The sequence below is a fragment of the Streptomyces cyaneofuscatus genome, from assembly GCF_042718795.1.
GTDB lineage: Bacteria > Actinomycetota > Actinomycetes > Streptomycetales > Streptomycetaceae > Streptomyces > Streptomyces cyaneofuscatus_A.
Window position 1 is genome coordinate 83,097 of sequence record NZ_JBHXOX010000011.1, and the last position, 25,024, is coordinate 108,120.

General features: G+C 70.8%; 23 protein-coding genes and 5 tRNA genes. 22 read left to right on the forward strand and 6 right to left on the reverse strand.

Annotated elements, in window-relative coordinates; all coding sequences use genetic code 11:
• Nucleotides 1–3 precede the first annotated feature (3 nt).
• Nucleotides 4–3,759, reverse strand: a complete 3,756-nt coding sequence (locus tag ACFWRT_RS14840) for a sensor histidine kinase (protein ID WP_380950870.1) — start codon at nt 3,757–3,759, stop codon at nt 4–6.
• A 578-nt stretch (nt 3,760–4,337) separates the two neighbouring features.
• Between ACFWRT_RS14840 and ACFWRT_RS14845 the strand changes: the two genes are divergently transcribed.
• The 9 genes from ACFWRT_RS14845 (at nt 4,338) to ACFWRT_RS14885 (ending at nt 8,264) form a co-directional block, all read left to right on the forward strand.
• Nucleotides 4,338–4,517 carry a hypothetical protein gene (locus ACFWRT_RS14845; RefSeq protein ID WP_380950869.1) on the forward strand — a complete coding sequence of 60 codons (180 nt, stop codon included), beginning with the start codon at nt 4,338–4,340 and terminating at the stop codon, nt 4,515–4,517.
• Between the two features lie 93 nt (nt 4,518–4,610).
• Nucleotides 4,611–5,396 (forward strand): fumarylacetoacetate hydrolase family protein, encoded by a 786-nt coding sequence (locus tag ACFWRT_RS14850; protein WP_380950868.1) that lies wholly within the window; start codon nt 4,611–4,613, stop codon nt 5,394–5,396.
• Entirely contained in the window at nt 5,389–6,873 is a 1,485-nt protein-coding gene (gene gltX / locus ACFWRT_RS14855) for a glutamate--tRNA ligase (RefSeq protein WP_380950867.1), read from the forward strand. The genes ACFWRT_RS14850 and gltX overlap by 8 nt, the downstream gene beginning before the upstream one ends.
• A gap of 100 nt (nt 6,874–6,973) precedes the next feature.
• Entirely contained in the window at nt 6,974–7,693 is a 720-nt protein-coding gene (locus ACFWRT_RS14860) for an HAD family hydrolase (RefSeq protein ID WP_380950866.1), read from the forward strand.
• Between the two features lie 88 nt (nt 7,694–7,781).
• Nucleotides 7,782–7,853: transfer RNA gene (locus tag ACFWRT_RS14865), tRNA-Gln, on the forward strand.
• A 28-nt stretch (nt 7,854–7,881) separates the two neighbouring features.
• Nucleotides 7,882–7,954, forward strand: a tRNA-Glu gene (locus tag ACFWRT_RS14870).
• A gap of 60 nt (nt 7,955–8,014) precedes the next feature.
• A tRNA-Glu gene (locus ACFWRT_RS14875) sits at nt 8,015–8,087 on the forward strand.
• Nucleotides 8,088–8,099: 12 nt separating this feature from the next.
• Nucleotides 8,100–8,171: transfer RNA gene (locus ACFWRT_RS14880), tRNA-Gln, on the forward strand.
• 20 nt (nt 8,172–8,191) lie between these two features.
• Nucleotides 8,192–8,264 (forward strand) — tRNA-Glu (locus ACFWRT_RS14885).
• A 183-nt stretch (nt 8,265–8,447) separates the two neighbouring features.
• On the opposite strand, the gene ndgR is transcribed toward ACFWRT_RS14885, so the two are convergent.
• Nucleotides 8,448–9,164: an IclR family transcriptional regulator NdgR gene (gene ndgR, locus ACFWRT_RS14890; protein WP_003966003.1), complete on the reverse strand. Its 717-nt coding sequence runs from the start codon at nt 9,162–9,164 to the stop codon at nt 8,448–8,450.
• Between the two features lie 173 nt (nt 9,165–9,337).
• Here ndgR and leuC point away from each other — a divergent pair, with 173 nt between their 5' ends.
• From leuC to ACFWRT_RS14910, 4 genes are all read left to right on the forward strand, one after another.
• Nucleotides 9,338–10,765 (forward strand): 3-isopropylmalate dehydratase large subunit, encoded by a 1,428-nt coding sequence (gene leuC / locus ACFWRT_RS14895; protein WP_380955428.1) that lies wholly within the window; start codon nt 9,338–9,340, stop codon nt 10,763–10,765.
• Between the two features lie 2 nt (nt 10,766–10,767).
• Nucleotides 10,768–11,361 carry a 3-isopropylmalate dehydratase small subunit gene (gene leuD / locus ACFWRT_RS14900; RefSeq protein WP_380955426.1) on the forward strand — a complete coding sequence of 198 codons (594 nt, stop codon included), beginning with the start codon at nt 10,768–10,770 and terminating at the stop codon, nt 11,359–11,361.
• A gap of 104 nt (nt 11,362–11,465) precedes the next feature.
• Nucleotides 11,466–11,693: an SCO5555 family protein gene (locus ACFWRT_RS14905; protein WP_030569672.1), complete on the forward strand. Its 228-nt coding sequence runs from the start codon at nt 11,466–11,468 to the stop codon at nt 11,691–11,693.
• A 142-nt stretch (nt 11,694–11,835) separates the two neighbouring features.
• The gene (locus tag ACFWRT_RS14910) at nt 11,836–12,498 is read left to right on the forward strand and encodes an HU family DNA-binding protein (protein WP_380955425.1); all 663 of its coding nucleotides are present in this window, start codon (nt 11,836–11,838) and stop codon (nt 12,496–12,498) included.
• Between the two features lie 114 nt (nt 12,499–12,612).
• Here ACFWRT_RS14910 and ACFWRT_RS14915 read toward each other — a convergent pair whose 3' ends face one another.
• Together ACFWRT_RS14915 and cofC are read right to left on the reverse strand one after the other, a co-directional pair.
• Nucleotides 12,613–12,816: a hypothetical protein gene (locus tag ACFWRT_RS14915; protein ID WP_366387681.1), complete on the reverse strand. Its 204-nt coding sequence runs from the start codon at nt 12,814–12,816 to the stop codon at nt 12,613–12,615.
• Between the two features lie 10 nt (nt 12,817–12,826).
• Nucleotides 12,827–13,510 (reverse strand): 2-phospho-L-lactate guanylyltransferase, encoded by a 684-nt coding sequence (gene cofC / locus ACFWRT_RS14920; RefSeq protein ID WP_380955423.1) that lies wholly within the window; start codon nt 13,508–13,510, stop codon nt 12,827–12,829.
• 162 nt (nt 13,511–13,672) lie between these two features.
• Here cofC and ACFWRT_RS14925 point away from each other — a divergent pair, with 162 nt between their 5' ends.
• From ACFWRT_RS14925 to ACFWRT_RS14935, 3 genes are read left to right on the forward strand one after another with little or no spacing between them, the layout of a single operon-like run.
• A complete protein-coding gene (locus tag ACFWRT_RS14925) occupies nt 13,673–14,425 on the forward strand; it encodes a lysophospholipid acyltransferase family protein (protein ID WP_380955421.1) in 753 nt (250 codons plus the stop codon).
• A complete protein-coding gene (locus ACFWRT_RS14930) occupies nt 14,422–15,432 on the forward strand; it encodes an NAD(P)H-dependent glycerol-3-phosphate dehydrogenase (RefSeq protein ID WP_380955419.1) in 1,011 nt (336 codons plus the stop codon). Before ACFWRT_RS14925 ends, ACFWRT_RS14930 begins: the two co-directional genes overlap by 4 nt.
• Nucleotides 15,433–15,466: 34 nt before the next feature.
• Nucleotides 15,467–16,642, forward strand: a complete 1,176-nt coding sequence (locus ACFWRT_RS14935; RefSeq protein WP_380955417.1) for a D-alanine--D-alanine ligase family protein — start codon at nt 15,467–15,469, stop codon at nt 16,640–16,642.
• 187 nt (nt 16,643–16,829) lie between these two features.
• Here the strand turns inward: ACFWRT_RS14935 and ACFWRT_RS14940 are convergent, their stop codons facing one another.
• Nucleotides 16,830–17,063, reverse strand: coding sequence for an Lrp/AsnC ligand binding domain-containing protein (locus ACFWRT_RS14940; protein ID WP_018488685.1), 234 nt, complete (start codon nt 17,061–17,063; stop codon nt 16,830–16,832).
• Nucleotides 17,064–17,303: 240 nt separating this feature from the next.
• On the opposite strand from ACFWRT_RS14940, the gene ACFWRT_RS14945 reads away from it, so the two are divergent.
• Nucleotides 17,304–18,275, forward strand: a complete 972-nt coding sequence (locus tag ACFWRT_RS14945; protein ID WP_355880052.1) for a thiamine-phosphate kinase — start codon at nt 17,304–17,306, stop codon at nt 18,273–18,275.
• A 90-nt stretch (nt 18,276–18,365) separates the two neighbouring features.
• Nucleotides 18,366–19,175 (forward strand): bifunctional hydroxymethylpyrimidine kinase/phosphomethylpyrimidine kinase, encoded by an 810-nt coding sequence (gene thiD / locus ACFWRT_RS14950; protein WP_380955416.1) that lies wholly within the window; start codon nt 18,366–18,368, stop codon nt 19,173–19,175.
• 88 nt (nt 19,176–19,263) lie between these two features.
• Here the strand turns inward: thiD and rpmB are convergent, their stop codons facing one another.
• Entirely contained in the window at nt 19,264–19,449 is a 186-nt protein-coding gene (gene rpmB / locus ACFWRT_RS14955; RefSeq protein WP_003965989.1) for a 50S ribosomal protein L28, read from the reverse strand.
• 255 nt (nt 19,450–19,704) lie between these two features.
• On the opposite strand from rpmB, the gene ACFWRT_RS14960 reads away from it, so the two are divergent.
• From ACFWRT_RS14960 to coaD, 4 genes are all read left to right on the forward strand, one after another.
• Nucleotides 19,705–21,408 (forward strand): DAK2 domain-containing protein, encoded by a 1,704-nt coding sequence (locus ACFWRT_RS14960; protein ID WP_380955414.1) that lies wholly within the window; start codon nt 19,705–19,707, stop codon nt 21,406–21,408.
• Between the two features lie 49 nt (nt 21,409–21,457).
• On the forward strand, nt 21,458–23,683 hold the full coding sequence (recG, locus tag ACFWRT_RS14965; RefSeq protein ID WP_380955412.1) for an ATP-dependent DNA helicase RecG: 2,226 nt from the start codon (nt 21,458–21,460) through the stop codon (nt 23,681–23,683).
• A gap of 134 nt (nt 23,684–23,817) precedes the next feature.
• Entirely contained in the window at nt 23,818–24,402 is a 585-nt protein-coding gene (gene rsmD, locus ACFWRT_RS14970; RefSeq protein ID WP_380955411.1) for a 16S rRNA (guanine(966)-N(2))-methyltransferase RsmD, read from the forward strand.
• Nucleotides 24,403–24,428: 26 nt separating this feature from the next.
• Nucleotides 24,429–24,908 (forward strand): pantetheine-phosphate adenylyltransferase, encoded by a 480-nt coding sequence (gene coaD, locus ACFWRT_RS14975; protein WP_380955430.1) that lies wholly within the window; start codon nt 24,429–24,431, stop codon nt 24,906–24,908.
• Nucleotides 24,909–25,024: the final 116 nt, after the last annotated feature.

Below are 25,024 nucleotides of genomic sequence, written 5' to 3' on the forward strand. Positions count from 1 at the left end.
CAACTAACGCTCCTGCTGGTGAGTGGGGCCGAGATGGATACTGCCGGTCGACGGGCCGTTGTTGGCCTGCCGTCCCTGCTGGATGCCCCGGCGGAGATTGGTCAGACGACCGCGTACGTCATCGGGCGCACGCGAAACCTGAGGTCCGGACTGGTGATTCTGCTGCTGAGCGGTCCCCGGAACCAAATTGGCGCGGGGAACCCGGCGAGGCAGCCCGGAAGTGGTGACCCCGCCGGCGGCCGGCTTCTTGACCCGCTCGGCCTGGCGTACGAGTTCGTCGTTGGGCGAGGCCCGCCACGAGCTGGTCACCGGAGCCTCGGCCGCACCACGCTGCGGCATGGACGGAACGGGTACGCCGGTGGGCTCGGGAGCGGCCGGCGCCTGCGGCTCGGCGCCCTGCTGGCCGCCCTGGCCCGGGCCGTGGAACCAGTTGGTCTCCAGGGTGTCGTACAGCGGCGTACGCCCGTCCCCGGGACCGGCCGGCGGCAGGGCCTCCGGCTGCTGGGGGAGCGCCGGACGGTACGGGGGCTCGCCCGCCGGGGACGCCGACGGACGCGGGGCGCCGAAGCCGTTGCCCTCCGGGCCGCGCTGACGCGGCGCGGGCAGGCCCTGGTGCTGGTTCTGCTGGAGCGGCGCGTTGAAGTCGGGCCGCGCGAACTGCGCGGTGGCCGCCGGGTCCTGGGCCTGCTGGCCGTAGGCCTGGTGCTGGTTCTGCTGGAGCGGCGCGTTGAAGTCCGGCCGGGCGAACTGCGAGGTCGCGCCCGGGTCCTGGTTCAGCGGAGCGAACGCCTGGTCCTGGCCGGGGCCCGTCGGCCGGGCGAACTGCCCGGTCGCGTCGTGCTCCTCGTGGCCGCGCGGGGCGTCGGCGCCCCAGTTGGCGGCCTGGGGGCGCTGCTGCGGGCTGCCGCCGGGCAGCTCGGCCCGGGGACCGCCGGTCGGCGGGAGCTGACGGCCGGGGCCGCCAGGCTGCTGGAAGCCGCCTGGGCCGCCGGGGCCGTTCTGCTCGTGGCGGGCCTGCTGGGGCTGCGGCTGGGGTCGGCCCTGCTGACCCTGGTGCTGTCCGGGCTGGCCCGGGCCCTGCTGGCCCGGCTGATTCTGCTGGTTCTGCGGGGCGAACGCGTTGGAGCGGCCGTTCTGGCCGGGGGCGGCCGGAGCGCCGTGACCGAACAGGTTGGGCTGACCCGGCTCCGTACGTCCGGGAGCGTCGCCCTGACCGCGCGCGCCGAGCCGGGCGCCGTTGCCGAAGGCGCCGGAGAGGCCGCCACCGCCCTGGCGCTGCGGCTCCTGGCCCGGGAAGGGCTGGTTCGGGTTGCCGGGGCTCTGCTGGCCGTTGCCCTGGGGCCCGTTGCCCTGGCCCTGGCCCTGCGGGCGGCCGCCGGGGCCATTGTCCCGCGCGGGGAGGGCGGCGCGCGGACCGGAGCCCGCACCGACCTGGCCGCGCTGGGCGCCGGGGCCCGAGCCGAGGCTCTTGGCACCCGGTCCGCCCGGACCGCCGCCGATCCCGGGACGCTGGCCGGAGCCCGCACCGTTGCCGTTGCCGGCGAGCAGGCCGCCGGGGGCGGAGCCGTTCTGCTGGCCGGAGCCCTGCTTGGACGGGGGCTGCTTGCCGCCGTGGGCGACATCGACGGGCAGCATGACCAGCGCGGTCGTGCCGCCGGAGTCGGAGGGGCGGAGCTGGATCCGGATGCCGTGACGCAGCGACAGCCGGCCGACCACGAACAGACCCATGCGGCGGGAGACCGAGACGTCCACGGTGGGCGGCTGCGCCAGCCGCTCGTTGATCGCGGCGAGGTCCTCGGGCGAGAGGCCGATACCGGTGTCGTGGATCTCGACGAGCACCCGGCCGTCGGGCAGTGCGTGACCGGTGACCCGGACCTTCGTCTGCGGCGAGGAGAACGACGTGGCGTTCTCCAGCAGCTCGGCGAGGAGGTGCACGAGGTCGTTGACGACGCGGCCGGCGACCTCAGTGGCGGGCACCGCGGAGAGCTCGATGCGCTCGTACTGCTCCACCTCGGAGGCGGCGGCACGGAGCACGTCGACCAGCGGGACGGGGCGGGTCCACCGGCGGCCCGGCTCCTCACCCGCGAGGACGAGGAGGTTCTCACCGTTACGGCGCATACGGGTCGCGAGGTGGTCGAGCTTGAAGAGCGAGGAGAGCTGGTCCGGGTCGGCCTCGCGCGACTCCAGCTCGGAGATGAGCGAGAGCTGGCGCTGGATGAGGCCCTGCGAACGGCGCGAGAGGTTGGTGAACATCGCGTTGACGTTGCCTCGCAGGAGGGCCTGCTCGGCGGCGAGGCGGACGGCCTCGCGGTGCACGTCGTCGAAGGCCGCGGCCACCTGGCCGATCTCGTCCCGGGAGTGGACACCGACCGACTCGACGGAGGTGTCGACGTCCTGCGGGTCGGTCTCGGAGAGCTGCTTGACGAGCTCGGGCAGCCGGTCCTGGGCGACCCGGGTGGCGGTGTCCTGGAGGCGCCGCAGCGAGCGGATCATGGACCGGGCCACCACGAAGGCGCCGACCAGCGAGACACCGAGGACGAGGAGGATGACCGCACCGTTGATGATCGCCTCACGCTGGGAGGCCTCGCGCAGCTCGCGCGCCTTGGCCTCCATGTCGCTGAGGAGGGTGGTCTCGATCGTCTTCATCGCGTCGATCTTGGTGGACGACTGGTCGTACCAGTCCATGTACGAGCGCACCTTCGCCCCGTCGATCCCGTTCGGGGTGTCGAGGATGTGCTTGGCGTACATGTTCGCCGCGTTGATCTCGGGGTTGTTCCCGTTGTCCAGCGGAGCCATCAGGTCCACCGCGCTCTCGCCTGTCGACCCGTAGATCGACTTGAACGAGCTGATCGCGCGGGTTTCCTTGTCGAGGGCGTTGGAGCCGAACTGCTTGTCGTTCTCGTTGAGGTGCGGTTCCTTGACCGAGCCGCCGGGCAGCGCCGCCGCGATGACCGCGCGCTGGATCGAGGCGTACTCCTTGGCGGAGGAGAACGCCGCCAGCGCACGGGTGCGCTTGATCATGTCCGGGTTGCTGGTCGCCTGGGCCATGTCCTGGGACAGGCTGAGCAGCGAGGTGATCAGCTGGCTGTACTGGTCGATGGTGTTGAGGGACGGCGCGCCTTCCTCGTACGCCGACTTGCGGATCGACCGGATGTCGCCGAGCTGGGAGGCGATCTGGGCGACGCTCGCGTGGATGCTCTCCAGCGCGTCGTCGTTCTCGAAGTCGCCGATCTCGTTGGTCGCGTCCAGGAACGAGTCCTTGGCCCGGTCGGTCTTCTCCCGGGGCTGGGAGACCTTGTAGTCGGTCGCCTTGGAGCCGTTGGAGAGCGGACCGGCGGACTGGTCGCGTTCCACCTGGAGGGCCTGCGCGAGCGAGGTCGCCTGCTTGGTCATCTGGGTGAGCAACTGCATGTGTTCCAGCTGCTGCATGTCCGTCATGGACTCGTTGATCCGCAGACCGCCCAGGCTGGTCGCTGCGACCACGGGGAGGGCGAGGAGGGAGACCAGTCGCGTACTGATGCGCCAGTTACGGAGCGCTATTCGCGACCCCGTGTCGACCGGACCGCGGGAAGCGGGAGGCGTGCTCGGCTCGGCTCCACCGCTCGGTGCGGAGCCCGGGCGCTGGGCACGGTCGCTGTTGTCGCCGGCAGCGGCCGGCCCGGGGTTCTGGGCGTGCTGGGGCGAGGAACCGCGGTCGGTCCCGCCGCGCGGCTCCTGTTCCGCCGGAGCGCTGCCATCCCTCTTGAAACGTCCCTGCACTAGCGTCGCAACCTCTGGACCAGGCGTTCCGTCCGGATAAGGACAGAACGGTGTCGGCGTCGTGGGGCGCTGGACGCGCCCCATGGTGGTCGTTGAGTGACCGGCGTACTTCCCCCTCCCGCCGCCGCTCGGCGCTGCGTTGCGCCCCGGTGCGCCGGTCTGAAACCCGCGGCGGTGCGTGGAATTCCAGCACAGTGCAGGATCTCCAACAAGGGCCGTGTACCGGGCTGTGACCTGGGTGACACGTTGTGATGAACGAGTAACAAGCAGTGCAGACTGTTCGTGGGTAAAACGGACTATCGGGGATGAGTCGCTGAGGGGTGGGGGGTGTCCCAGTCGCGATGATCAGGAGCGGAATGATGGATTCAGGAAGGTAATGTCCGTTTTCGGAACCCCGATTCCCTGTCCGTAATGGGCCAATTGCCTCTTACTTCGTGAGCAAACTCACATGATGATCGTCGCCTCATCCCGGCTCCGGCGGGGAATCGGATGTTTAGCCTGACGCTTTACAGGGATGGCGCATCCGACAAGCAGGCACCGCCGAGGCGGCGCCCCTACCGACAAGGTCCTGACGGCAGATGAAGACGACGACGATCCGCAACATTGCCAACCCCCGGCGCACCACGCTGGCGCACCTCAAGGACGCCGAGGCGCTGCAGACGCCCTTCCTGCCGGAGCACGCCGCCGACCTGCCGACCGTCACGGCCAACCCCCGCCGCACCATCCTCATGGAAGCCCCGGTCGCGGCCGCTCTGTAGCGCCCCCGCGATGGGCGAGGCTGTGCCCCCTCACCGCGTTAGCCTGGAGCGTCAGTCTTCAGCCAGCCAGCAAGTGAGGGGCGACAGCATCCCGTGCGCATCGCCAGGTTCTCCATCGACGGCAATGTCGCCTTCGGCGCCGTCGAGGGACAGGGCACCGTGGAATCCGGTGACCTCGTCCTCGACATCATCAAGGGCATCCCGTACGCCGACTTCGAGCTCTCGGGCACCAAGGTCCCGCTGAACAAGGTCCGGCTGCTGCCCCCCGTGCTCCCCAACAAGGTCGTGGCGATCGGCCGCAACTACGCGGAGCACGCCGCCGAGCTCGGCCACGAGGTCCCCGACGCGCCGATCACCTTCTTCAAGCCCACCACCTCGGTGATCGGCTCCGGCGACGCGATCGAGTACCCCTCCTTCTCCAGCGACCTCCACCACGAGGCCGAGCTGGCCGTGGTCATCGGCCGCATGTGCCGCGAGGTCCCCCGCGAGCGCGTGAAGGACGTCATCCTCGGCTACACCTGCGCCAACGACGTCACCGCCCGCGACGTGCAGGCACGCGAGAAGCAGTGGGCCCGCGCCAAGGGCTTCGACACCTCCTGCCCGCTGGGCCCCTGGGTGGAGACCGACGTGGACCCCCACGACCTCACCATCCAGGCGACGGTCAACGGCGAGCAGCGGCAGCTCGGCCGCACGAGCGACATGGTCCGCTCGATCGAGGACCTGATCGTCCACATCACGGAGGCCATGACCCTCCTCCCGGGCGACGTCATCCTCACGGGCACCCCCGCAGGGGTCGGACCCCTGCACGTCGGCGACGAGGTCGCCGTCACCATCGAAGGCATCGGCACTCTCACCAACAAGGTGATCAAGCGTGGCTAACGCATCTGTACGCGTCCGTTTCTGTCCCTCCCCGACCGGCAACCCGCACGTGGGCCTGGTCCGCACGGCCCTGTTCAACTGGGCCTTCGCCCGGCACCACCAGGGCACCCTGGTCTTCCGGATCGAGGACACCGACGCCGCGCGCGACTCCGAGGAGTCGTACCAGCAGTTGCTCGACTCGATGCGCTGGCTCGGCCTGGACTGGGACGAGGGCCCCGAGATCGGCGGCCCGCACGCCCCCTACCGCCAGTCGCAGCGGATGGACCTGTACAAGGACGTCGCCGAGAAGCTGCTCGCCGCCGGATACGCGTACCCCTGCTACTGCACCACCGAGGAGCTGGACACCCGCCGCGACGCCGCCCGCGCCGCAGGCAAGCCCTCCGGCTACGACGGCCACTGCCGCGACCTCACCGCCGAGCAGAAGGCGGCGTACGAGGCCGAGGGCCGCACCTCGATCGTCCGCTTCCGGATGCCCGACGAGGCCATCACCTTCACCGACCTGGTCCGCGGCGACATCACCGTCCAGCCGGAGAACGTCCCGGACTACGGCATCGTCCGCGCCAACGGCGCCCCCCTCTACACGCTGGTCAACCCGGTCGACGACGCCCTGATGGAGATCACCCACGTCCTGCGCGGCGAGGACCTGCTCTCCTCCACCCCGCGCCAGATCGCCCTGTACCGGGCGCTCATCGAGCTGGGCATCGCCAAGGACACCCCCGCCTTCGGCCACCTGCCGTACGTCATGGGCGAGGGCAACAAGAAGCTCTCCAAGCGCGACCCGCAGGCCTCCCTCAACCTCTACCGGGAGCGCGGCTTCCTCCCCGAGGGCCTGCTGAACTACCTCTCCCTGCTCGGCTGGTCGATCGCCGAGGACCGCGACATCTTCTCGGTGGACGAGCTGATCGCGGCGTTCGACATCAAGGACGTCAACGCCAACCCGGCCCGCTTCGACCTCAAGAAGGCCGAGCACATCAACGCCGAGCACATCCGCATGCTGGACGTGAAGGACTTCACCGAGGCCTGCGGCCCCTGGCTGAAGGCCCCGTTCGCGCCCTGGGCCCCGGAGGCCTTCGACGCGGAGAAGTGGACGCGGATCGCGCCGTACGCCCAGACCCGGGTCACGGTGCTCTCCGACATCACCGACAACGTCGACTTCCTCTTCCTCGACGAGCCGGTGGAGGACGAGGCGTCCTGGACCAAGGCGATGAAGGGCGACCCGGTCGCGCTCCTGACCACGGCCCGCACCAACCTGGATGCGGCGGTCTGGAGCGACCCGGAGTCGCTCAAGAACGCCGTCCTCACCGCCGGCGAGGCCCACGGCCTCAAGCTCGGCAAGGCCCAGGCCCCGGTCCGCGTCGCCGTGACCGGCCGCACGGTCGGCCTGCCGCTCTTCGAGTCCCTGGAGATCCTGGGCCGGGAGAAGAGCCTGGCCCGCATCGACGCGGCGCTGGCCAAGCTGACCGCGTCAGTGGCGTAAGTAGTCAAGTCACCTCCTAGGAGGGCCGCAGCCGACCGGCTGCGGCCCTCCTAGGCCTTTGCCCCGGCGCGGGCGCCCGCAGACGGCTAACGTGACGTACATGCCGATCCGCGCCGTGCTCTGGGACATCGACGACACGATCTTCGACTACGCGGGCGCCGACCGCACCGGGATGCGGCTCCACCTGGAGGGCGAGGGCCTGCCCGAGGCGTACGCGTCGGTCGACGAGGCCCTCGACGCCTGGAAGGCGATCACCGTCCGGCACTGGGCGCGCGTCGCCGCCGGGGAGACGGACTTCCACGGACAGCGCCGGGACCGGGTGCGGGAGTTCCTCTCACGGGCCATGGAGGACGCCGAGGCCGACGCCTGGTTCGCCGGGCACCTGTCCCACTACGAGGCCGCCTGGACGCTCTTCCCGGACGTGCTCCCGGTCCTGGACCGGCTGGTGCCCGACTACCGGCACGCGATCCTCTCCAACTCCAGCACCGACCACCAGCACCGCAAGCTCACCGCGCTCGGCATCCGGGACCGGTTCGAGGCGATGGTCTGCGCGGTGGAGCTGGGCGTCTCCAAGCCCGAGGCCGGCGCCTTCCACGCGGCCTGCGAGGAGCTCGCCCTGGACCCGCACGAGGTGGCGTACGTCGGTGACGAGCCGGACATCGACGCGCGCGGGGCCGTCGCCGCCGGGCTGACCGGCATCTGGCTCGACCGGCGGGGGAGGGGCGGGAGGCCGGATCTCGTGACGATCACCGGGCTCGACCAGCTCCCCGCCCTGCTGTCCGGCCAAACCCGTTTTGGAGCGCCGGACACCTTCGGGTAATGTTCTTTCTGCGCCGCCCGAGCGGGACGGAAGATCCGGCCGGGAAGCGCAGACAGAAGTGAAGCCCTCACCAGGGGTTGCATTTCAGTGGGCTATGGTGTAATTGGCAACACTACGGTTTCTGGTACCGTCATTCTAGGTTCGAGTCCTGGTAGCCCAGCGCAGTACATGTAAGACCAGCAGGACAAGCCCCCGTTGTGTAGCGGCCTAGCACGCTGCCCTCTCACGGCAGTAGCGCCGGTTCGAATCCGGTCGGGGGTACAGATCCTTCCCGCGAGAACATCTGGGTCGCACCCACGTTCTTGATGCAGGATCGCTAGGGCCCCCGTTGTGTAGCGGCCTAGCACGCTGCCCTCTCACGGCAGTAGCGCCGGTTCGAATCCGGTCGGGGGTACTTGTCACACCATGGGCTATGGTGTAATTGGCAACACTACGGTTTCTGGTACCGTCATTCTAGGTTCGAGTCCTGGTAGCCCAGCGCAAGTCAGCAGTAACCACGCCCCCGTTGTGTAGCGGCCTAGCACGCTGCCCTCTCACGGCAGTAGCGCCGGTTCGAATCCGGTCGGGGGTACAACAGAGCGGTACGGGAAGGCCCTTCACTTCGGTGAGGGGCCTTTTCGCTTGCCCGGGTCGCGGCACCCCAGGCCAAGTCGCCGACGTCACAACGCTGTTGGCCGCAGGAAAGAAAAAGGGCCGCCACGGCGCTGGGGCGGCCTTCCGGAAGAGGGGGAGAGAAGTTCGTACGGGCGTGGGGTCAGCCCGTGCGGCGCAGGGCCTCGCTCAGCCGTGCCGCCGAGTCGATGACGGCCTGGGCGTGCATCCGGCCCGGGTGACGGGTCAGCCGCTCGATCGGTCCGGAGACCGAGACGGCGGCGACCACCCGGTTCGACGGTCCGCGCACCGGGGCCGAGACGGAGGCGACGCCCGGCTCCCGCTCGCCGATCGACTGGGCCCAGCCCCGCCGCCGTACGCCGGAGAGCGCCGTCGCCGTGAACCTGGCCCCCTGGAGGCCGCGGTGCAGGCGCTCCGGCTCCTCCCAGGCCATCAGGATCTGGGCCGAGGAGCCGGCCTTCATGGTGAGCGTGGAGCCGACCGGCACCGTGTCCCGGAGTCCGGACAGCCGCTCCGCCGCCGCCACGCAGATGCGCATGTCGCCCTGCCGGCGGTAGAGCTGGGCGCTCTCACCGGTGATGTCGCGCAGGTGGGTGAGTACCGGTCCGGCCGTGGCCAGCAGGCGGTCCTCGCCCGCCGCAGCGGCCAGTTCCGACAGCCGGGGGCCGAGGATGAACCGGCCCTGCATATCCCTCGCCACCATCCGGTGGTGTTCCAGTGCCACGGCCAGACGGTGGGCCGTGGGCCGTGCGAGCCCGGTCGCCGCGACCAGCCCGGCGAGGGTGGCCGGACCGGACTCCAGGGCGCTCAATACCAGAGCTGCCTTGTCGAGAACGCCGACGCCGCTAGAGTTGTCCATACGACGATACTCCCGTCTCACTCTGTGAAACGCAAGTTCAATTTTCGGCGGAAGTTGCGAACCTGTAGGGGCGGCCGCACAACGGCCCGTGGCCACCGCCCCGCAGGGGATCCGGACGGCGGCGCACCGAATCTCTAGTTGGGCCGGCGAAGACGCCGGCCGGAGGGAAAGCGATGGGTAGGACACTCGCGGAAAAGGTCTGGGACGACCATGTCGTCCGGCGCGCGGAGGGCGAGCCCGACCTTCTCTTCATCGATCTGCACCTGCTGCACGAGGTGACCAGCCCGCAGGCCTTCGACGGTCTGCGTCAGGCCGGACGTCCGGTGCGACGCCTCGACCTCACCATCGCCACCGAGGACCACAACACCCCGACCCTCGACATCGACAAGCCGATCGCCGACCCGGTCTCCCGCGCCCAGTTGGAGACCCTGCGCAAGAACTGCGCGGAGTTCGGCGTCCGGCTGCACCCGCTGGGCGATGTCGAGCAGGGCGTCGTGCACGTGGTCGGCCCGCAGCTCGGCCTGACCCAGCCCGGCACCACCGTGGTCTGCGGCGACTCCCACACCTCCACGCACGGGGCGTTCGGCGCGCTGGCCTTCGGTATCGGCACCAGCCAGGTGGAGCACGTCCTGGCCACCCAGACGCTGCCGCTGGCCCGTCCCAGGACCATGGCCATCACCATCGACGGCCAACTGCCCGAGGACGTCACCGCCAAGGACCTGATCCTCGCGATCATCACCCGGATCGGGACCGGCGGCGGCCAGGGCTACATCCTGGAATACCGCGGCTCCGCCATCGAGAAGCTCTCGATGGAGGCCCGGATGACCATCTGCAACATGTCGATCGAGGCCGGCGCCCGCGCGGGCATGATCGCCCCGGACGAGACCACCTTCGCCTACCTGGAAGGCCGCGACGCCGCCCCCAAGGGCGAGGAGTGGGACGCCGCCGTCGCGTACTGGAAGACGCTGCGCTCGGACGACGACGCGGTCTTCGACGCCGAGGTCGTCATCGACGCCACCGAGCTGGCCCCGTTCGTCACCTGGGGCACCAACCCGGGCCAGGGCGCGCCGCTCTCCGCGCACGTCCCCGACCCTGCTTCGTACGAGGACGCCTCGGAGCGCCACGCCGCCGAAAAGGCCCTGGAGTACATGGGGTTGACCGCCGGGCAGCCGCTGCGCGAGATCGGTGTGGACACCGTCTTCGTAGGTTCGTGCACCAACGGCCGCATCGAGGACCTGCGCAACGCCGCCGCCATCCTGGAGGGCCGCAAAGTCGCCGACGGTGTGCGGATGCTGGTCGTCCCGGGCTCGGTCCGGGTCGCGCTGCAGGCCGTCTCCGAGGGCCTGGACAAGGTCTTCACCGGGGCCGGCGCCGAATGGCGGCACGCGGGTTGCTCGATGTGCCTCGGTATGAACCCCGACCAGCTCGCCCCCGGCGAGCGCTCCGCCTCCACCTCGAACCGCAACTTCGAGGGACGGCAGGGCAAGGGCGGCCGCACTCACCTGGTCTCGCCCCAGGTCGCCGCCGCCACCGCCGTACTGGGCCATCTGGCCTCGCCCGCCGACCTGTCCGACACCCGTACCCCCGCCGGAGTCGCATAGCCATGGAAGCCTTCACCACCCACACCGGCCGGGCCGTCCCGCTGCGTCGCAGCAACGTCGACACCGACCAGATCATCCCCGCCCACTGGTTGAAGAAGGTCACCCGCGACGGGTTCGAGGACGGCCTCTTCGAAGCCTGGCGCAAGGACCCGGACTTCGTCCTCAACCGCCCGGAGCGCCAGGGTGCCTCGGTCCTGGTGGCCGGCCCCGACTTCGGTACCGGCTCCTCGCGCGAACACGCGGTCTGGGCCCTGCAGAACTACGGCTTCAAGACCGTCATCTCCGCCCGCTTCGCCGACATCTTCCGGGGCAACTCGCTGAAGAACGGCCTGCTGACCGTGGTCCTGGACCAGAAGACCGTCGACGCCCTCTGGGAGCTGACCGAGGCCGACCCGACCGCCGAGATCACCGTCGACCTGGAGACCCGCCAGGTCCGTGCCGAGGGCATCACCGCCGGCTTCGAGCTGGACGAGAACGCCCGCTGGCGCCTGCTCAACGGCCTCGACGACATCAGCCTCACCCTTCAGAACGAAGCGGACATCGCGGCTTACGAGGCGGCCAGGCCGACCCACAAACCGCGTACAATTGACGCCTGAGCAGCGCTTTTCCATGACTGCGCCCCCTGCCTCCAGGCAGGGGGCGCAGTCGCTTGTTGAGCCCCCCTCGGGCGACAACTCGCCCCAGATGGCACAATCGGTGCATGGAACGCGACAGCCAACTCAAGCTCTATGGCCAAGTCGCCGACCGATTGAAGGAAGCGCACGCGAAGGTGCGTGCACTGCAAGTCCCGGAGGGCGTACGGATGGCGCTCTCCCGGAAGCTGCTGGTCGTCACGGCCGCGGCGAAGCACGATCTCCCGGACGCGGCAAGGCGTCTGGACCGGTTGATGAAGGACCTCGATGAGGGCCGATTCCCCGAAGGTGACTGACACGTGGAACTGCGCATCGGTCGACTTCGTTGCGGCACTAGGGTGATTAGCCCGTTTCGTGTTTGATTTGCGGTATATATCTGCCTAACGTGCGAAAAAGCCTGAACACTTTCGTTCCGGCAATGTCTCCGAAGGGGAAGACGTGAACAAGGCGCAGCTCGTAGAAGCGATTGCCGACAAGGTCGGCGGCCGCCAGCAGGCCGCAGACGCCGTCGATGCGGTACTCGACGCGATCGTCCGTGCCGTTGTCGCCGGGGACCGTGTCTCGGTCACCGGCTTCGGCTCGTTCGAGAAGGTCGACCGCCCCGCCCGGTACGCCCGCAACCCGCAGACGGGTGAGCGCGTCCGGGTCAAGAAGACCTCGGTGCCCCGCTTCCGCGCGGGTCAGGGGTTCAAGGACCTGGTGAGCGGCTCCAAGAAGCTCCCCAAGAACGACGTGGCCGTGAAGAAGGCCCCCAAGGGCAGCCTCTCGGGCGGATCTTCCGCCGCCCGTACGACGGTCAAGGCCGCCGCCGCCAAGAAGTCGGCCGCCAAGAAGGCCACGGCGAAGAAGGCCACCGCCACGAAGGCCGTGGCACCGGCGAAGAAGACCACCGCCACCGCCAAGAAGGCCGCCGCCAAGAAGGCGACCGCCACGGCGAAGAAGGCCACGCCGGCCGCGAAGAAGGCGTCCCCGGCGAAGAAGGCCACCGCGACCGCCAAGAAGACCGCGCCCGCCAAGAAGGCCACGGCGAAGAAGGCGCCCGCGAAGAAGACCACGGCGCGCACCACCACGGCCAAGAAGGCCACCGCACGCAAGAAGTGAGACCGGGTAACCGCTCGCTTCGAGGAAACGCGCCGGGCCGGGCTCCCCTCCGGGGGAGCCCGGCCCGCGGGCTGTCCGGGAGACCTGCCGGGAGCACTTCACCCCCCGTACGGTCTAGAACGTCTGCAGCGTCACCAGCGTGATCCGCAGGGCGGCGCCTTCGCCCTCGCCCTCGATCCGCACCCGCTGCCCCGGACGCAGCAACAGCAGACCGCCCGCGTCGAAGGCCGGGGCGTCGAACCCCACCGGGGTGCCGTCGTCCAGCAGCACGCTGCCGGTCCGGGTCTCGGGGTCGTACGTGTACGAGGTCGCCTGCATGGGCGGCAGCCTATCGGTCCGGAGCCAGGGCCGGCGCGGCCGTCAGACTCTCCGTGTACGGGCCCACTCCGAGGCTCACGGCCACCGCCAGGTCCTCGCCCGTATCCACGTCCCGGCGCACCGAGTCGACCCCGGGCAGTGTTATTTCCACCGCGCCCGAAGCCAGATGCCGGGCGGCGGAGGGGCCACCGAAAACGGGGCGCAATTCCGTACCCCCGGCACAGGACAGAAATGTCGTTCCGATTCCCGCCGCGTCCCGGAGAAATGCCCGGGGAAAAGCGGAGGCAAAATCAAGCACCCGAGCCAATTCTCCGGCGCGCAGGGCCGGCAGATCCGCGTTGAGAGCGGCCACCGGGACGTCGGGCGCGAGGGCCCGCACCGAGAGCGCCCCGTACGCCAGCGCGGCGTTGAGCCCGGCCGCCGGGACGTCCGGCACGATCCGGGCGCCGAGTGCCGAAAGGGCCGCCCCGGCCGCCGTATCGTCCGTGACGACCACCACATCCCGCACCCGGGAACAGGAGAGCGCCGCCGCCACCGTGTCCTGGGCGAAGGCCAGAGCCAGGCGCGGCCGGGCGAGCTCGCCCGCGGCCCGCCCCAGGCGGCTCTTGGCCCGCGCGAGCGGCTTCAGCGGAACGACCAGGGACCAGAGCCCCGCCGGATCGGTGTTCGTGGCGATCTCCCCCTCCGTGACCATGAGGACCTATTCTCGCCTGCCGGTACGACAACCCGGAGGCCCGGCCCCGAGGGCGAGGCGTACGGTGTTCTCGACAGAGGAGGGGCCTGGGGCGAGACTTGACCGTCGGTAGCCGGCAACAGGTCGAAAGTTCCGATGACGTCCTTAGAGGAAGGTGTCCGAGTGTCCCGCCGCAGAATCGGCTTCTGGTACCGCCTGGCGGCGGTTATCGCCAAGCCGCCACTGGTGGTTCTGTTCAAGCGCGACTGGCGGGGGACGGAACACATTCCGGCCGACGGCGGATTCATCACCGCCGTCAATCACAACTCCTACCTGGACCCGCTCTCCTACAGTCACTTCCAGTACAACACCGGACGCGTGCCCCGGCTCCTGGCCAAGGCCGGCCTCTTCCGTACGCCGTTCGTCGGGATGATGCTGCGCGGCACCGGCCAGATCCCCGTCTACCGCGAGACGACCAACGCCCTGGACGCCTTCCGGGCCGCCGTCGACGCCATCGAGCGCGGCGAGTGCGTCGCCTTCTACCCCGAGGGCACCCTCACCCGCGACCCCGACATGTGGCCGATGGCCGGCAAGACCGGCGCCGCCCGGGTCGCCCTGATGACCAAGGCCCCCGTCATCCCGGTCGCCCAGTGGGGCGCCAACCTCGCGATGCCGCCGTACGCCAAGGAGAACAAGCTCCGGCTGTTCCCGCGCAAGACGCTGACGGTCCAGGCAGGCCCGCCCGTCGACCTCAGCCGCTTCTACGATGTCGAGCCGACGCCTGACGTCCTGCGCCAGGCGACCGAGGTCATCATGGCCGCGATCACCCGCGAGCTGGAGGACGTCCGCGGGGAGAAGGCCCCCGCCGAGCTCTACGATCACCGCAAAGCCCGCGCTGAACAACGGCGCAGGGCGCAGGGAAAGGGATCCACGTGACGCACCCCGTAAAAGCAGCCGTCTTCGGAACCGGCTCATGGGGTACGGCGTTCGCCGTGATCCTCGCCGACGCGGGGTGCGAGGTCACCCTCTGGGGACGCCGCGCCGAGGTCGCCGAGGCCGTCAACACCACGCACACCAACCCGGACTACCTGCCGGGCATCGAGCTCCCCGCCTCGATCCGCGCCACCACCGACGCCGCCGAGGCGCTGCGCGGCGCCGAGTTCGCCTTCCTCGTCGTGCCCTCCCAGACGCTGCGCGCCAACCTCGCCGCCTGGGCCCCGCACCTGGAGCCGGACACCGTCCTGGTCTCCCTGATGAAGGGCGTCGAGCTGGGCACCGCCGAGCTGATGAGCGAGGTCATCGCGGACGTCACCAAGGTGAGCGCCGACCGCATCGCCGTCGTCTCCGGACCCAACCTCGCCAAGGAGATCGCCGAGCGCCGCCCCGCCGCCGCCGTCGTCGCCTGCGTCGACGAGTCCGTCGCCCAGCGCCTCCAGGCCGCCTGCCACACCCCGTACTTCCGGCCCTACACCAACACCGACGTCGTCGGCTGCGAGCTGGGCGGCGCCGTGAAGAACGTCATCGGTCTCGCCGTCGGCATCGCCGACGGCATGGGCCTCGGCGACAACACCAAGGGCTCCCTCATCACCCGCGGTCTCGCCGAGACCACCCGGCTGGGCGTGGCCATGGGCGCCGACCCGCTGACGTTCTCCGGACTCGCGGGCCTGGGCGACCTGGTGGCCACCTGCTCCTCGCCGCTCTCGCGCAACCACACCTTCGGCACCAACCTCGGCCGCGGCATGACGCTCCAGGAGACGATCGCCGTCACCAGGCAGACCGCCGAGGGCGTCAAGTCCTGCGAATCGGTCCTCGACCTGGCGCGTCGGCACGGGGTCGACATGCCCATCACGGAGACCGTCGTCTCGATCGTCCACGAGGGCAAGTCGCCGGTCGTCGCGGTCAAGGAGCTGATGTCGCGGAGCGCCAAGGCCGAGCGGCGCTGACTCCTCCCTTACCAGCAGGTACGCTCATCGCGATATGAGCAGCGAGAACCTCCCCCAGAGCCCTGAGCGCCCCGAGAGCCCTGAGCAGCAGCGCCGCAAGCCGCGTGTGGCTGTCGTGTTCGGCGGCCGCAGCTCCGAACACGGCATCTCGGTCGTCACGGCCGGCGCCGTCATGAAGGCCATCGACCGGACGAAGTACGACGTCCTGCCGATCGGCATCACGACGGACGGCCGCTGGGCGCTCACCGCGGACGATCCCGAACGCATGGCCATCACCGACCGCAAGGTCCCCGACGTGGACCGGCTCACCGAGTCCACCGAGGGCAGCGTCGTCCTCTCCGTGGACCCGGGCAGCCGCGAGGTCGTCTACACCGAGCCCGGCTCGGTGCCCAAGGCGCTCGGCGAGGTCGACGTCGTCTTCCCGGTGCTGCACGGCCCGTACGGGGAGGACGGCACCCTCCAGGGGCTGCTCGAACTCTCCGGTGTGCCCTACGTCGGCGCGGGCGTCCTCGCCTCCGCCGTCGGCCAGGACAAGGAGTACATGAAGCGCGTCTTCCTCTCCTTCGGGCTGCCGGTCGGACCGTACGAGGTCGTCCGGCCCCGCGAGTGGGACCGCGACCCCTCCGCCGTACGCAAGCGGATCGTGGACTTCGCCGGTGAGCACGGCTGGCCGCTGTTCATCAAGCCCGCCCGCGGCGGCTCCTCCATGGGCATCACCAAGGTCGACGAGCTCTCCGGCCTCGACGCGGCGATCGAGGAGGCCCGCCGCCACGACCCCAAGTTCCTGGTGGAGTCGCTGCTGCGCGGCCGCGAGATCGAGTGCGGCGTGCTGGAGTTCGAGGACGGCCCGCGTGCCAGCGTGCCCGCCGAGATCCCGCCGGTCACCGCGCACGAGTTCTACGACTTCGAGGCGAAGTACATCGACTCGGCCGCCGGCCTGGTGCCCGCGCCGCTCACCCCGGAGGAGACCGCCGAGGTCCAGCGGCTCGCCGTCGCCGCCTTCGACGCCACCTCCTGCGAAGGCCTGGTGCGCGCCGACTTCTTCCTCACCGAGGACGGCACCTTCGTCATCAACGAGATCAACACCCTGCCGGGGTTCACCCCGATCTCCATGTACCCGCGCATGTGGCAGGAGAGCGGCGTGAGCTACCCGGAGCTGGTCGACCGGCTGATCCAGGCCGCGTTGACCCGCTCCACCGGACTGCGCTGAGAGACCCGGAAGGCCGGGACGGCGGTGGCCGTCCCGGCCTTCCGGGCGTGGGGGTATGCGGTCATCGTGGACGGGGGAGCGGCCGTAGCGCAGTACGATCGCCCCGTCAGCGCGCGGACAGCACGGTGCGGGGGCGGGAGAACCGCGGTCACAGGCCGCGCGTCCCACGCGCGGCACCGGACGGGGGTCAGAGGTGGACGACCGGACAGGTCAGGGTGCGCGTGATGCCGTCCACCTGCTGCACTTTGGCGACCACCATGCGGCCGAGCGCGTCGACCGTGTCGGACTGGGCCCGCACGATCACGTCGTACGGACCGGTGACGTCCTCTGCCTGGATGACTCCCGGAATCTTGGAAATGGTCTCGGCGACGATCGACGCCTTGCCCACCTCGGTCTGGATGAGGATGTACGCCTGTACCACGGAACCTCCAGGGCGGCCACGAGGATCATGTGGGGGAAAGGGACGCCACGTTATCGCGTCGCCGAGGGTGACGGGGAGACCTACGGGCCGTGTGACGTCCACAGCGTGGCGTGCGGAGTGCGGAAGTTGACGTATCCCTTGACGGTGCCGGCAGCTCTCCTGACGGTACCGACAGCAGTGACGGCTCGCGACCGGGGGCCCGGACGGGTGTCCGGGGCGATAAATGAGAGGTGAGACTCGGTGAAGGGAACCGTGGGCGAGTTGGGGGAGTTCGGGCTCATCAGAGAGCTCACGTCCCGGCTCACCACCACTCCGGCGGTACGGCTGGGGCCCGGCGACGACGCCGCGGTCGTGACCGCTCCCGACCGCAGGGTCGTGGCCAGTACGGACATCCTGCTGGAAGGGCGGCACTTCCGCCGCGACTGGTCGACGGCGTACGACGTCGGCCGCAAGGCGGCGGCGCAGAACCTCGCCGACATCGCCGCCATGGGCGCCGTGCCCACGGCGCTGCTCCTCGGCCTCGTCGTCCCCGCCGACCTCCCGGTCACCTGGGCCGCCGAGCTGATGGACGGGCTCCGTGACGAGTGCCAGGTGGCGGGGGCGGCCGTGGTCGGCGGCGACGTGGTCGGCGGTGACACCATCACCGTCGCCATCACCGCCCTCGGCGACCTGCGCAACCACGAACCGGTCACCCGCGCCGGCGCACGCCCCGGCGACGTCGTCGCCGTCACCGGCTGGCTCGGCTGGTCCGCCGCCGGATACGCCGTGCTCTCCCGCGGCTTCCGCTCGCCCCGCGCCTTCGTGGAGGCCCACCGCCGCCCCGAACCGCCGTACCACGCGGGCCCCGCGGCCGCCGGACTCGGCGCCACCGCGATGACCGACGTCAGCGACGGTCTGGTCGCGGACCTCGGGCACATCGCCGAGGCCAGCAAGGTCCGCATCGACCTGCGCTCCGGCCTCATCGACATCCCCTCGCAGATGTCCGACATCGGCCAGGCCGTCGGCGTCGACCCGCTCCAGTGGGTGCTGACCGGGGGAGAGGACCACGCGATCGTGGCGACCTTCCCGCCCGACGTGAAACTCCCCGCCCGCTGGAAGGTGATCGGCGAGGTCCTGAACCCCTCCGCCCTGCCCCAGGTCACCGTGGACGGGGCGCCCTGGACCAGCAAGGGCGGCTGGGACCACTTCGGGGCTATCGAGGACACGTACTAGAGAGTCGCGGGGGAGCGCAGGGTCCACGCGTGAACCCTTGGCTCATGCGTGGACCCGTAGCTCACGCGGGCGCGTACTAGATTGCTGCGCATGCCCATACGTACCGCTGTACCGCCCCGCGTCCTCACCGTCGCCGGATCCGACTCCGGCGGCGGTGCGGGGATCCAGGCCGACCTGAAGACCATGCTCGCCCTCGGCGTCCACGGCATGAGCGTGCTCACCGCCGTCACCGCGCAGAACTCCCTGGGCGTCCACGGCGCGTGGGAGCTCCCGGTGGACGCCGTACGCGCCCAGTACCGCAGCGTCGTCGACGACATCGGCGTGCAGGCAGTGAAGACCGGGATGCTCGCCTCGGCCGCGCTCGTGGAGACCGTCGCCGAACTCCTCGCCGGGACCGACGCCCCCGTCGTCGTGGACCCGGTCGGGGTCTCCAAGCACGGGGACGCGCTGCTTGCCGCCGAGGCGCTCGACTCCGTACGGACGAAGCTGCTGCCCGTCGCCACGGTGGCCACCCCGAACCTGGACGAAGTGGCCCAGCTCACCGGCGTACTGGTCACCGACGAGGACGGCATGCGGCGGGCCGCCGAGGAGATCCTCGCGTTCGGACCGCGCTGGGCGCTCATCAAGGGCGGGCACCTGCCCGGCGACGCGGTCGACCTGCTCACCGACGGGAGCGCGGAAACCTGGCTGCGCGCCCCCCGCTACGACAACCGGCACACCCACGGCACCGGCTGCACCCTCGCCTCCGCCATCGCCTCCGGGCTCGCGCTCGGCCAGGACGTGCCGACGGCGGTGGAGGGCGCGAAGGCGTACGTCACCGGCGCGATCCGGGCCGGATTCGCGCTGGGGGGCGGCATCGGCCCGGTCGACCACGGCTGGCGGACCCGCCAGGCCGGATGACCACCGCCGGATGAGCACAGCAAAAAGCCGGTCCACCGAGGTGGACCGGCTTTTTGGGCAACCGGAAGGCTGCGCTACGACGGAGACGTCAGCGCGCGACCTTGCCGGCCTTGATGCACGAGGTGCAGACGTTGAGCCGCTTCGGCGTCCGACCGACCACGGCACGCACGCGCTGGATGTTGGGGTTCCAGCGACGGGACGTACGGCGGTGCGAGTGCGAAATGCTGTTGCCGAAGCTCGGCCCCTTGCCGCAAACGTCGCAGTTGGCAGCCACGGGTCACTCCAAAGACTTCAGATGCACTTACAGTGAATTCCGGCGCGCCGGAATCATTGAATGAAGTGGCGGTACCGGAGGAATGGCCCGACTCTCATCGGGCAACCGAAGCAGCATACAACGCCTGCTCCGGAGATACGAAACTACCACGGGTTGGCCCACCGCCCTCCCGCCCCCTGTCCCTGCCCGGACCCCGGCAGGCGGGCTAACCTGCGGTGCAGCCCGTTGCCACGGCCGCTTCAAGGAGGACCATCGGTGCCGCAGCTCCCCGACGACCTGGACGCCGTCGCGGTGCGCAACTGGTGCTCACTGGCCCTGGAGGCCCTGGGCCGGGAGCGCGCGGAGATCGACGCGATCAACGTCTATCCCATTGCCGACGGGGACACCGGCACCAACCTCTATCTGACCGTCGAGTCCGCCGCCGCGGCCGTCGAAGCGGTCTTCGCCGCCCATGAGACCGGCGCCACCGCACCCGCCACCGCCGACGCCGTCCGCGCCATGGCGCACGGCGCCCTGATCGGCGCCCGGGGCAACTCCGGCACCATCCTGGCCCAGCTCCTGCGCGGCATGGCCGGGGTGCTGGCCGACGGAGGTGACGCGGCCCGTCTGCGCCTCGCCCTGACCCGGGCCGCCGCCGCCGCCCGGCAGGCCGTCGCCCACCCGGTGGAGGGCACGGTGCTGACCGTCGCGACGGCGGCCGCCGAGGCCGCGCAGGGCGATGAGCGGGAGCTGCGCGCGGTGGTGGGCGCCGCGTACGAGGGGGCGCGCGCCGCCCTGGCGAAGACCCCGGAGCAGCTCGCCGTGCTCGGCCGGGCCGGGGTCGTGGACGCCGGGGGACGGGGGCTGGTGGCGGTCCTGGGGGCGCTGGTGGAGGCGGTGACCGGGCAGGCTCCGGTACGGGGGCCCGGCGCCGGGTCCGGCAAGGTGCCCGCGCCCGTGGACGGCGGGTCGGTGGTGGGGCTGCCGGTGGGCGGGGTTCCGGTTCCGGCGGGCGGTGCTGCCGTGGAGGGCCCGCTCGACTACCCCGAGGACCTCGACGGCGGTGGGCCCGCCTTCGAGGTGATCTACCTCCTGGAGGCCCGTGACGAGCAGGTGGACCGGCTGCGGGCCCGGCTCGACGCGCTCGGCGACTCCCTGGTCGTGGTCGGCGGCGACGGGCTCTGGCACGTGCACGTCCATGTCGACGACGCCGGGGCCGCCGTGGAGGCGGGCGTCGAGGCCGGGCGGCCGTACCGGATCCGGATCACCCACCTCGCCACCGAGAGCGGCCACGACGTCCGCGTCCAGGCCGAACCCGCCCAGCGCGCCGTCGTCGTCGTCGTCCCCGGCGACGGCCTCGCCGGGCTCTGCACCGAGGCCGGCGCCACCACCGTGATCGCCCGCCCCGGCGAACCCCCCGCCAGCGGCGAACTCGTCGACGCCATCCGCCGCGCCCACGCCCGCGAGGTGGTGCTGCTGCCCAACGACGCGGCCCTGCGCCACACCGCGGCCGCCGCCGCCGAGCAGGCCAGGACCGAGGGGGTCAGGGTCGCCCTCGTCCCCACCCGCGCCGCCGTCCAGGGCATCGCCGCCCTCGCCGTCCACGAACCGGACCGCGGCTTCGACGAGGACGTGGTCGCCATGACCGCCGCCGCCGGCGCCACCCGCTACGCCGAACTGGCCGTCGCCGAGCGCCAGTCGTGGACCATGGCGGGCATCTGCCAGGCCGGTGACATCCTCGGCCTGATCGACGGGGACGTGGCCGTCATCGGCGCCGACGTCCCGGCCACCGCCCGCACCGTGCTGGACCGGATGCTGGCGGCCGGCGGCGAACTGGTCACCCTCGTCCTCGGCGAGGACGTCCCGGACGCGCTGGCGGACGCGCTGGAGGAGCACGTACGCGAGGGCCATCTCGCCGTCGACACGGTGGTCTACCGGGGCGGCCACCAGCGGGCGCCGCTGCTGATCGGCGTCGAGTAGCAGACCTTCCGCCGTGCCCGGCCGACGGTTGTCAGTGCCGTGGTGTGCAATGGATCGCGTGTCCTCGTTCGATGAACCACTGAAGAAGCTGCTCGGCGGAGCCACCGCGAAGGTGATGGCCGAACACCTCGACCTGCACACGGTCGGTGATCTGCTGCACCACTACCCGCGGCGGTACGAGGAGCGCGGTAAGCTGACCGCGCTGGCCGACCTCCCGCTGGACGAGCACGTCACGGTCGTCGCCCAGGTCGCCGACGCCCGCATCCTGATGTTCAACAACGGCCGGGGCAAGCGGCTTGAGGTCACGCTCACCGACGGCAGCGGCCGCCTCCAGCTCGTCTTCTTCGGCCACGGTGTCCACAAGCCGCACAAGGAGCTGCTCCCGGGCCGCCAGGCGATGTTCGCGGGCAAGGTCTCCGTCTTCAACCGGAAGATGCAGCTCGCCCACCCCACGTACCAACTGCTCGACGCCTCCGACGCCGACGAGGCGACCGAGGCCGTGGACGCCTTCGCCGGACGGCTGCTGCCGATCTACCCCGCCTGCAAGCAGCTCGACTCCTGGCGGATCGCCAAGGCAGTCGACGCCGTACTGCCCAGCGCACAGGACGCGGTGGACCCGCTGCCCGCCTCCCTGCGCGAGGGCCGGGGCTTCACCCCGCTGCCCGAGGCCCTGCTCAAGGTCCACCGGCCGCAGACGAAGGCGGACATCGAGGACGCCAAGGCCCGGCTCAAGTGGGACGAGGCGTTCGTCCTCCAGGTCGCCCTGGCCCGCCGCCGGTACGCCGACACCCAGCTCCCCGCCGTGGCCCGCCGCCCCGTCGCCGACGGCCTGCTGGACGCCTTCGACGCCAAGCTGCCGTTCACCCTCACCGAGGGCCAGGAGAAGGTCAGCAAGGAGATCTTCGACGACCTGGCCACCGAGCACCCGATGCACCGCCTCCTCCAGGGGGAAGTCGGCTCCGGGAAGACGATGGTGGCCCTGCGCGCCATGCTCACCGTGGTCGACGCGGGCGGCCAGGCCGCGATGCTCGCCCCCACCGAGGTGCTCGCCCAGCAGCACCACCGCTCCATCACCGAGATGATGGGCGAGCTGGCCGAGGGCGGCATGCTGGGCGGCTCGGACCAAGGCACCAAGGTCGTCCTGCTCACCGGCTCCATGGGCATGGCGGCCCGTCGGCAGGCCCTGCTCGACCTGGTCACCGGCGAGGCCGGAATCGTCATCGGCACCCACGCCCTCATCGAGGACAAGGTCCAGTTCCACGACCTGGGACTCGTGGTCGTCGACGAGCAGCACCGCTTCGGCGTCGAACAGCGCGACGCCCTCCGCTCCAAGGGGAAGCAGCCGCCCCACCTCCTCGTCATGACCGCCACCCCCATCCCCCGTACGGTCGCGATGACGGTCTTCGGTGACCTGGAGACCTCCGTCCTGGACCAGCTCCCGGCCGGCCGCTCCCCGATCGCCAGCCATGTCGTCCCCGCCAAGGACAAGCCGCACTTCCTCGCCCGCGCCTGGGAGCGCGTCCGTGAGGAGGTGGAGAACGGCCACCAGGCGTACGTCGTCTGCCCCCGCATCGGCGACGACGCGGAGGAGACCGAAGGGAAGAAGGGGAAGGCCGCGAAGAAGGCCGCCGCCAAGGCTTCCGAGGAGGACCCCGAGAAGCGGCCGCCGCTCGCCGTCCTCGACATCGCCGACGAGCTCCGCAGGGGCGCGCTGGCCGGACTGAGCGTCGAGGTGCTGCACGGCAGGATGCACCCCGACGAGAAGGACGACGTGATGCGCCGGTTCGCCGCCGGCGACGTCGATGTCCTGGTCGCCACCACCGTCATCGAGGTCGGCGTCAACGTCCCCAACGCCACCGCCATGGTGATCATGGACGCCGACCGGTTCGGCGTCTCCCAGCTCCACCAGCTCCGAGGCCGCGTCGGCCGTGGCTCGGCACCCGGGCTCTGCCTGCTGGTCAGCGAGGCCCACGAGGCGAGCCCCGCCCGCGCCCGCCTCTCCGCCGTCGCCGCCACCCTGGACGGCTTCGAGCTCTCCCGTATCGACCTGGAGCAGCGCCGCGAGGGCGATGTGCTCGGCCAGGCCCAGTCCGGGGTGCGCTCCTCGCTGCGGATGCTCACCGTCATCGACGACGAGGAGGTCATCGCCGCCGCCCGCGAGGAGGCCGTCGCGATCGTCGCCGCCGACCCGGAGCTGGAGCACCTGCCGGAGCTGCGCACGGTGCTGGCGGCGCTGCTGGACAAGGACCGGGAGGAGTACCTGGACAAGGGCTGAGCGCACGGGGCCGTCCTGCCGGGGCGGGCCGCACGCCATATCGTGGACGGACAGCCTGTACCCATCGGCGTACGGGCGGCACGCGCCCACGCGTGAGCCCCTGTGCCCGCCCCGACCCCGAGGACCCGACACCCATGACCCGCGTGATCGCCGGATCGGCCGGCGGACGCCGCCTGGCCGTACCTCCGGGCACCGGCACCCGCCCCACCTCCGACCGTGCGCGGGAGGGCCTCTTCTCCACCTGGGAAGCGCTGCTCTCCACCCTCGAAGGCGTCCGCGTCGCCGATCTGTACGCCGGATCCGGCGCCGTCGGCCTCGAAGCGCTCTCCCGGGGCGCGGCGCACGCCCTGCTCGTCGAGGCGGACCAGAAGGCGGTGCGCACCGTCCGGGACAACGTCCGCACCCTCGGCCTGACCGGCGCCGAGGTCCGTACCGGCAAAGCCGAGCAGATCGTGACAGGACCGGCGCCCTCCGACCCGTACGACATCGTCTTCCTGGACCCGCCGTACGCCGTCACCGACGACGATCTTCGCGAGATCCTGCTCACACTCCGTGCTCAGGGGTGGCTCACGACCGACGCGCTCGTCACGGTGGAACGCAGCACCCGGGGCGGAGAATTCGGCTGGCCCGCCGGATTCGAGCCACTGCGGGCCCGTCGCTACGGCGAGGGAACGCTTTGGTACGGTCGCGCCGCCGCTACGTGCGAAGACGCACGATGACCGGACCGGAGAGCGAGGGAATCACAGTGCGCCGCGCCGTCTGTCCGGGGTCTTTCGACCCCATCACCAACGGACATCTCGACATCATCGGACGAGCCTCCAAGCTGTACGACGTGGTGCACGTGGTGGTGATGATCAACCAGTCCAAGAAGGGGCTGTTCGCCGTGGACGAGCGGATCGAGCTGATCCGCGAGGTCACCGCCGACTTCAGCAACATCGAGGTGGAGTCCTTCCACGGCCTGCTGGTCGACTTCTGCAAGCAGCGGGAGATCCCGGCGATCGTGAAGGGCCTGCGGGCCGTCAGCGACTTCGACTACGAGCTGCAGATGGCCCAGATGAACAACGGCCTCTCCGGCGTCGAGACGCTCTTCATGCCGACCAACCCGACGTACAGCTTCCTGTCGTCCTCGCTGGTCAAGGAGGTGGCGGCCTGGGGCGGCGACGTCTCCCACCTGCTGCCGCCGACCGTCCACGAGGCGCTCGTGAAGCGGCTCGGCGAACGCTGAGGCGCTGACGGACCGTCACCAGGTGTCGGACGGCCGCCGACTGGCCTTACAGTCGTCCCGTCCGTCTCCAACGGAGCAGCAGCTTCGACAGAGCAGCAGAGAGTGGCGAGCACACG

Coding starts and splice junctions, on each gene's coding strand:
- recG (WP_380955412.1), top strand. CDS start 21,458: ATGGATCGCGTGTCCTCGTTCGATGAACCACTGAAGAAGCTGCTCGGC.
- ACFWRT_RS14845 (WP_380950869.1), top strand. CDS start 4,338: ATGAAGACGACGACGATCCGCAACATTGCCAACCCCCGGCGCACCACG.
- thiD (WP_380955416.1), top strand. CDS start 18,366: ATGCCCATACGTACCGCTGTACCGCCCCGCGTCCTCACCGTCGCCGGA.
- leuC (WP_380955428.1), top strand. CDS start 9,338: ATGGGTAGGACACTCGCGGAAAAGGTCTGGGACGACCATGTCGTCCGG.
- cofC (WP_380955423.1), bottom strand. CDS start 13,510: ATGGTCACGGAGGGGGAGATCGCCACGAACACCGATCCGGCGGGGCTC.
- ndgR (WP_003966003.1), bottom strand. CDS start 9,164: ATGGACAACTCTAGCGGCGTCGGCGTTCTCGACAAGGCAGCTCTGGTA.
- ACFWRT_RS14860 (WP_380950866.1), top strand. CDS start 6,974: ATGCCGATCCGCGCCGTGCTCTGGGACATCGACGACACGATCTTCGAC.
- ACFWRT_RS14905 (WP_030569672.1), top strand. CDS start 11,466: ATGGAACGCGACAGCCAACTCAAGCTCTATGGCCAAGTCGCCGACCGA.
- ACFWRT_RS14935 (WP_380955417.1), top strand. CDS start 15,467: ATGAGCAGCGAGAACCTCCCCCAGAGCCCTGAGCGCCCCGAGAGCCCT.
- leuD (WP_380955426.1), top strand. CDS start 10,768: ATGGAAGCCTTCACCACCCACACCGGCCGGGCCGTCCCGCTGCGTCGC.
- ACFWRT_RS14915 (WP_366387681.1), bottom strand. CDS start 12,816: ATGCAGGCGACCTCGTACACGTACGACCCCGAGACCCGGACCGGCAGC.
- rsmD (WP_380955411.1), top strand. CDS start 23,818: ATGACCCGCGTGATCGCCGGATCGGCCGGCGGACGCCGCCTGGCCGTA.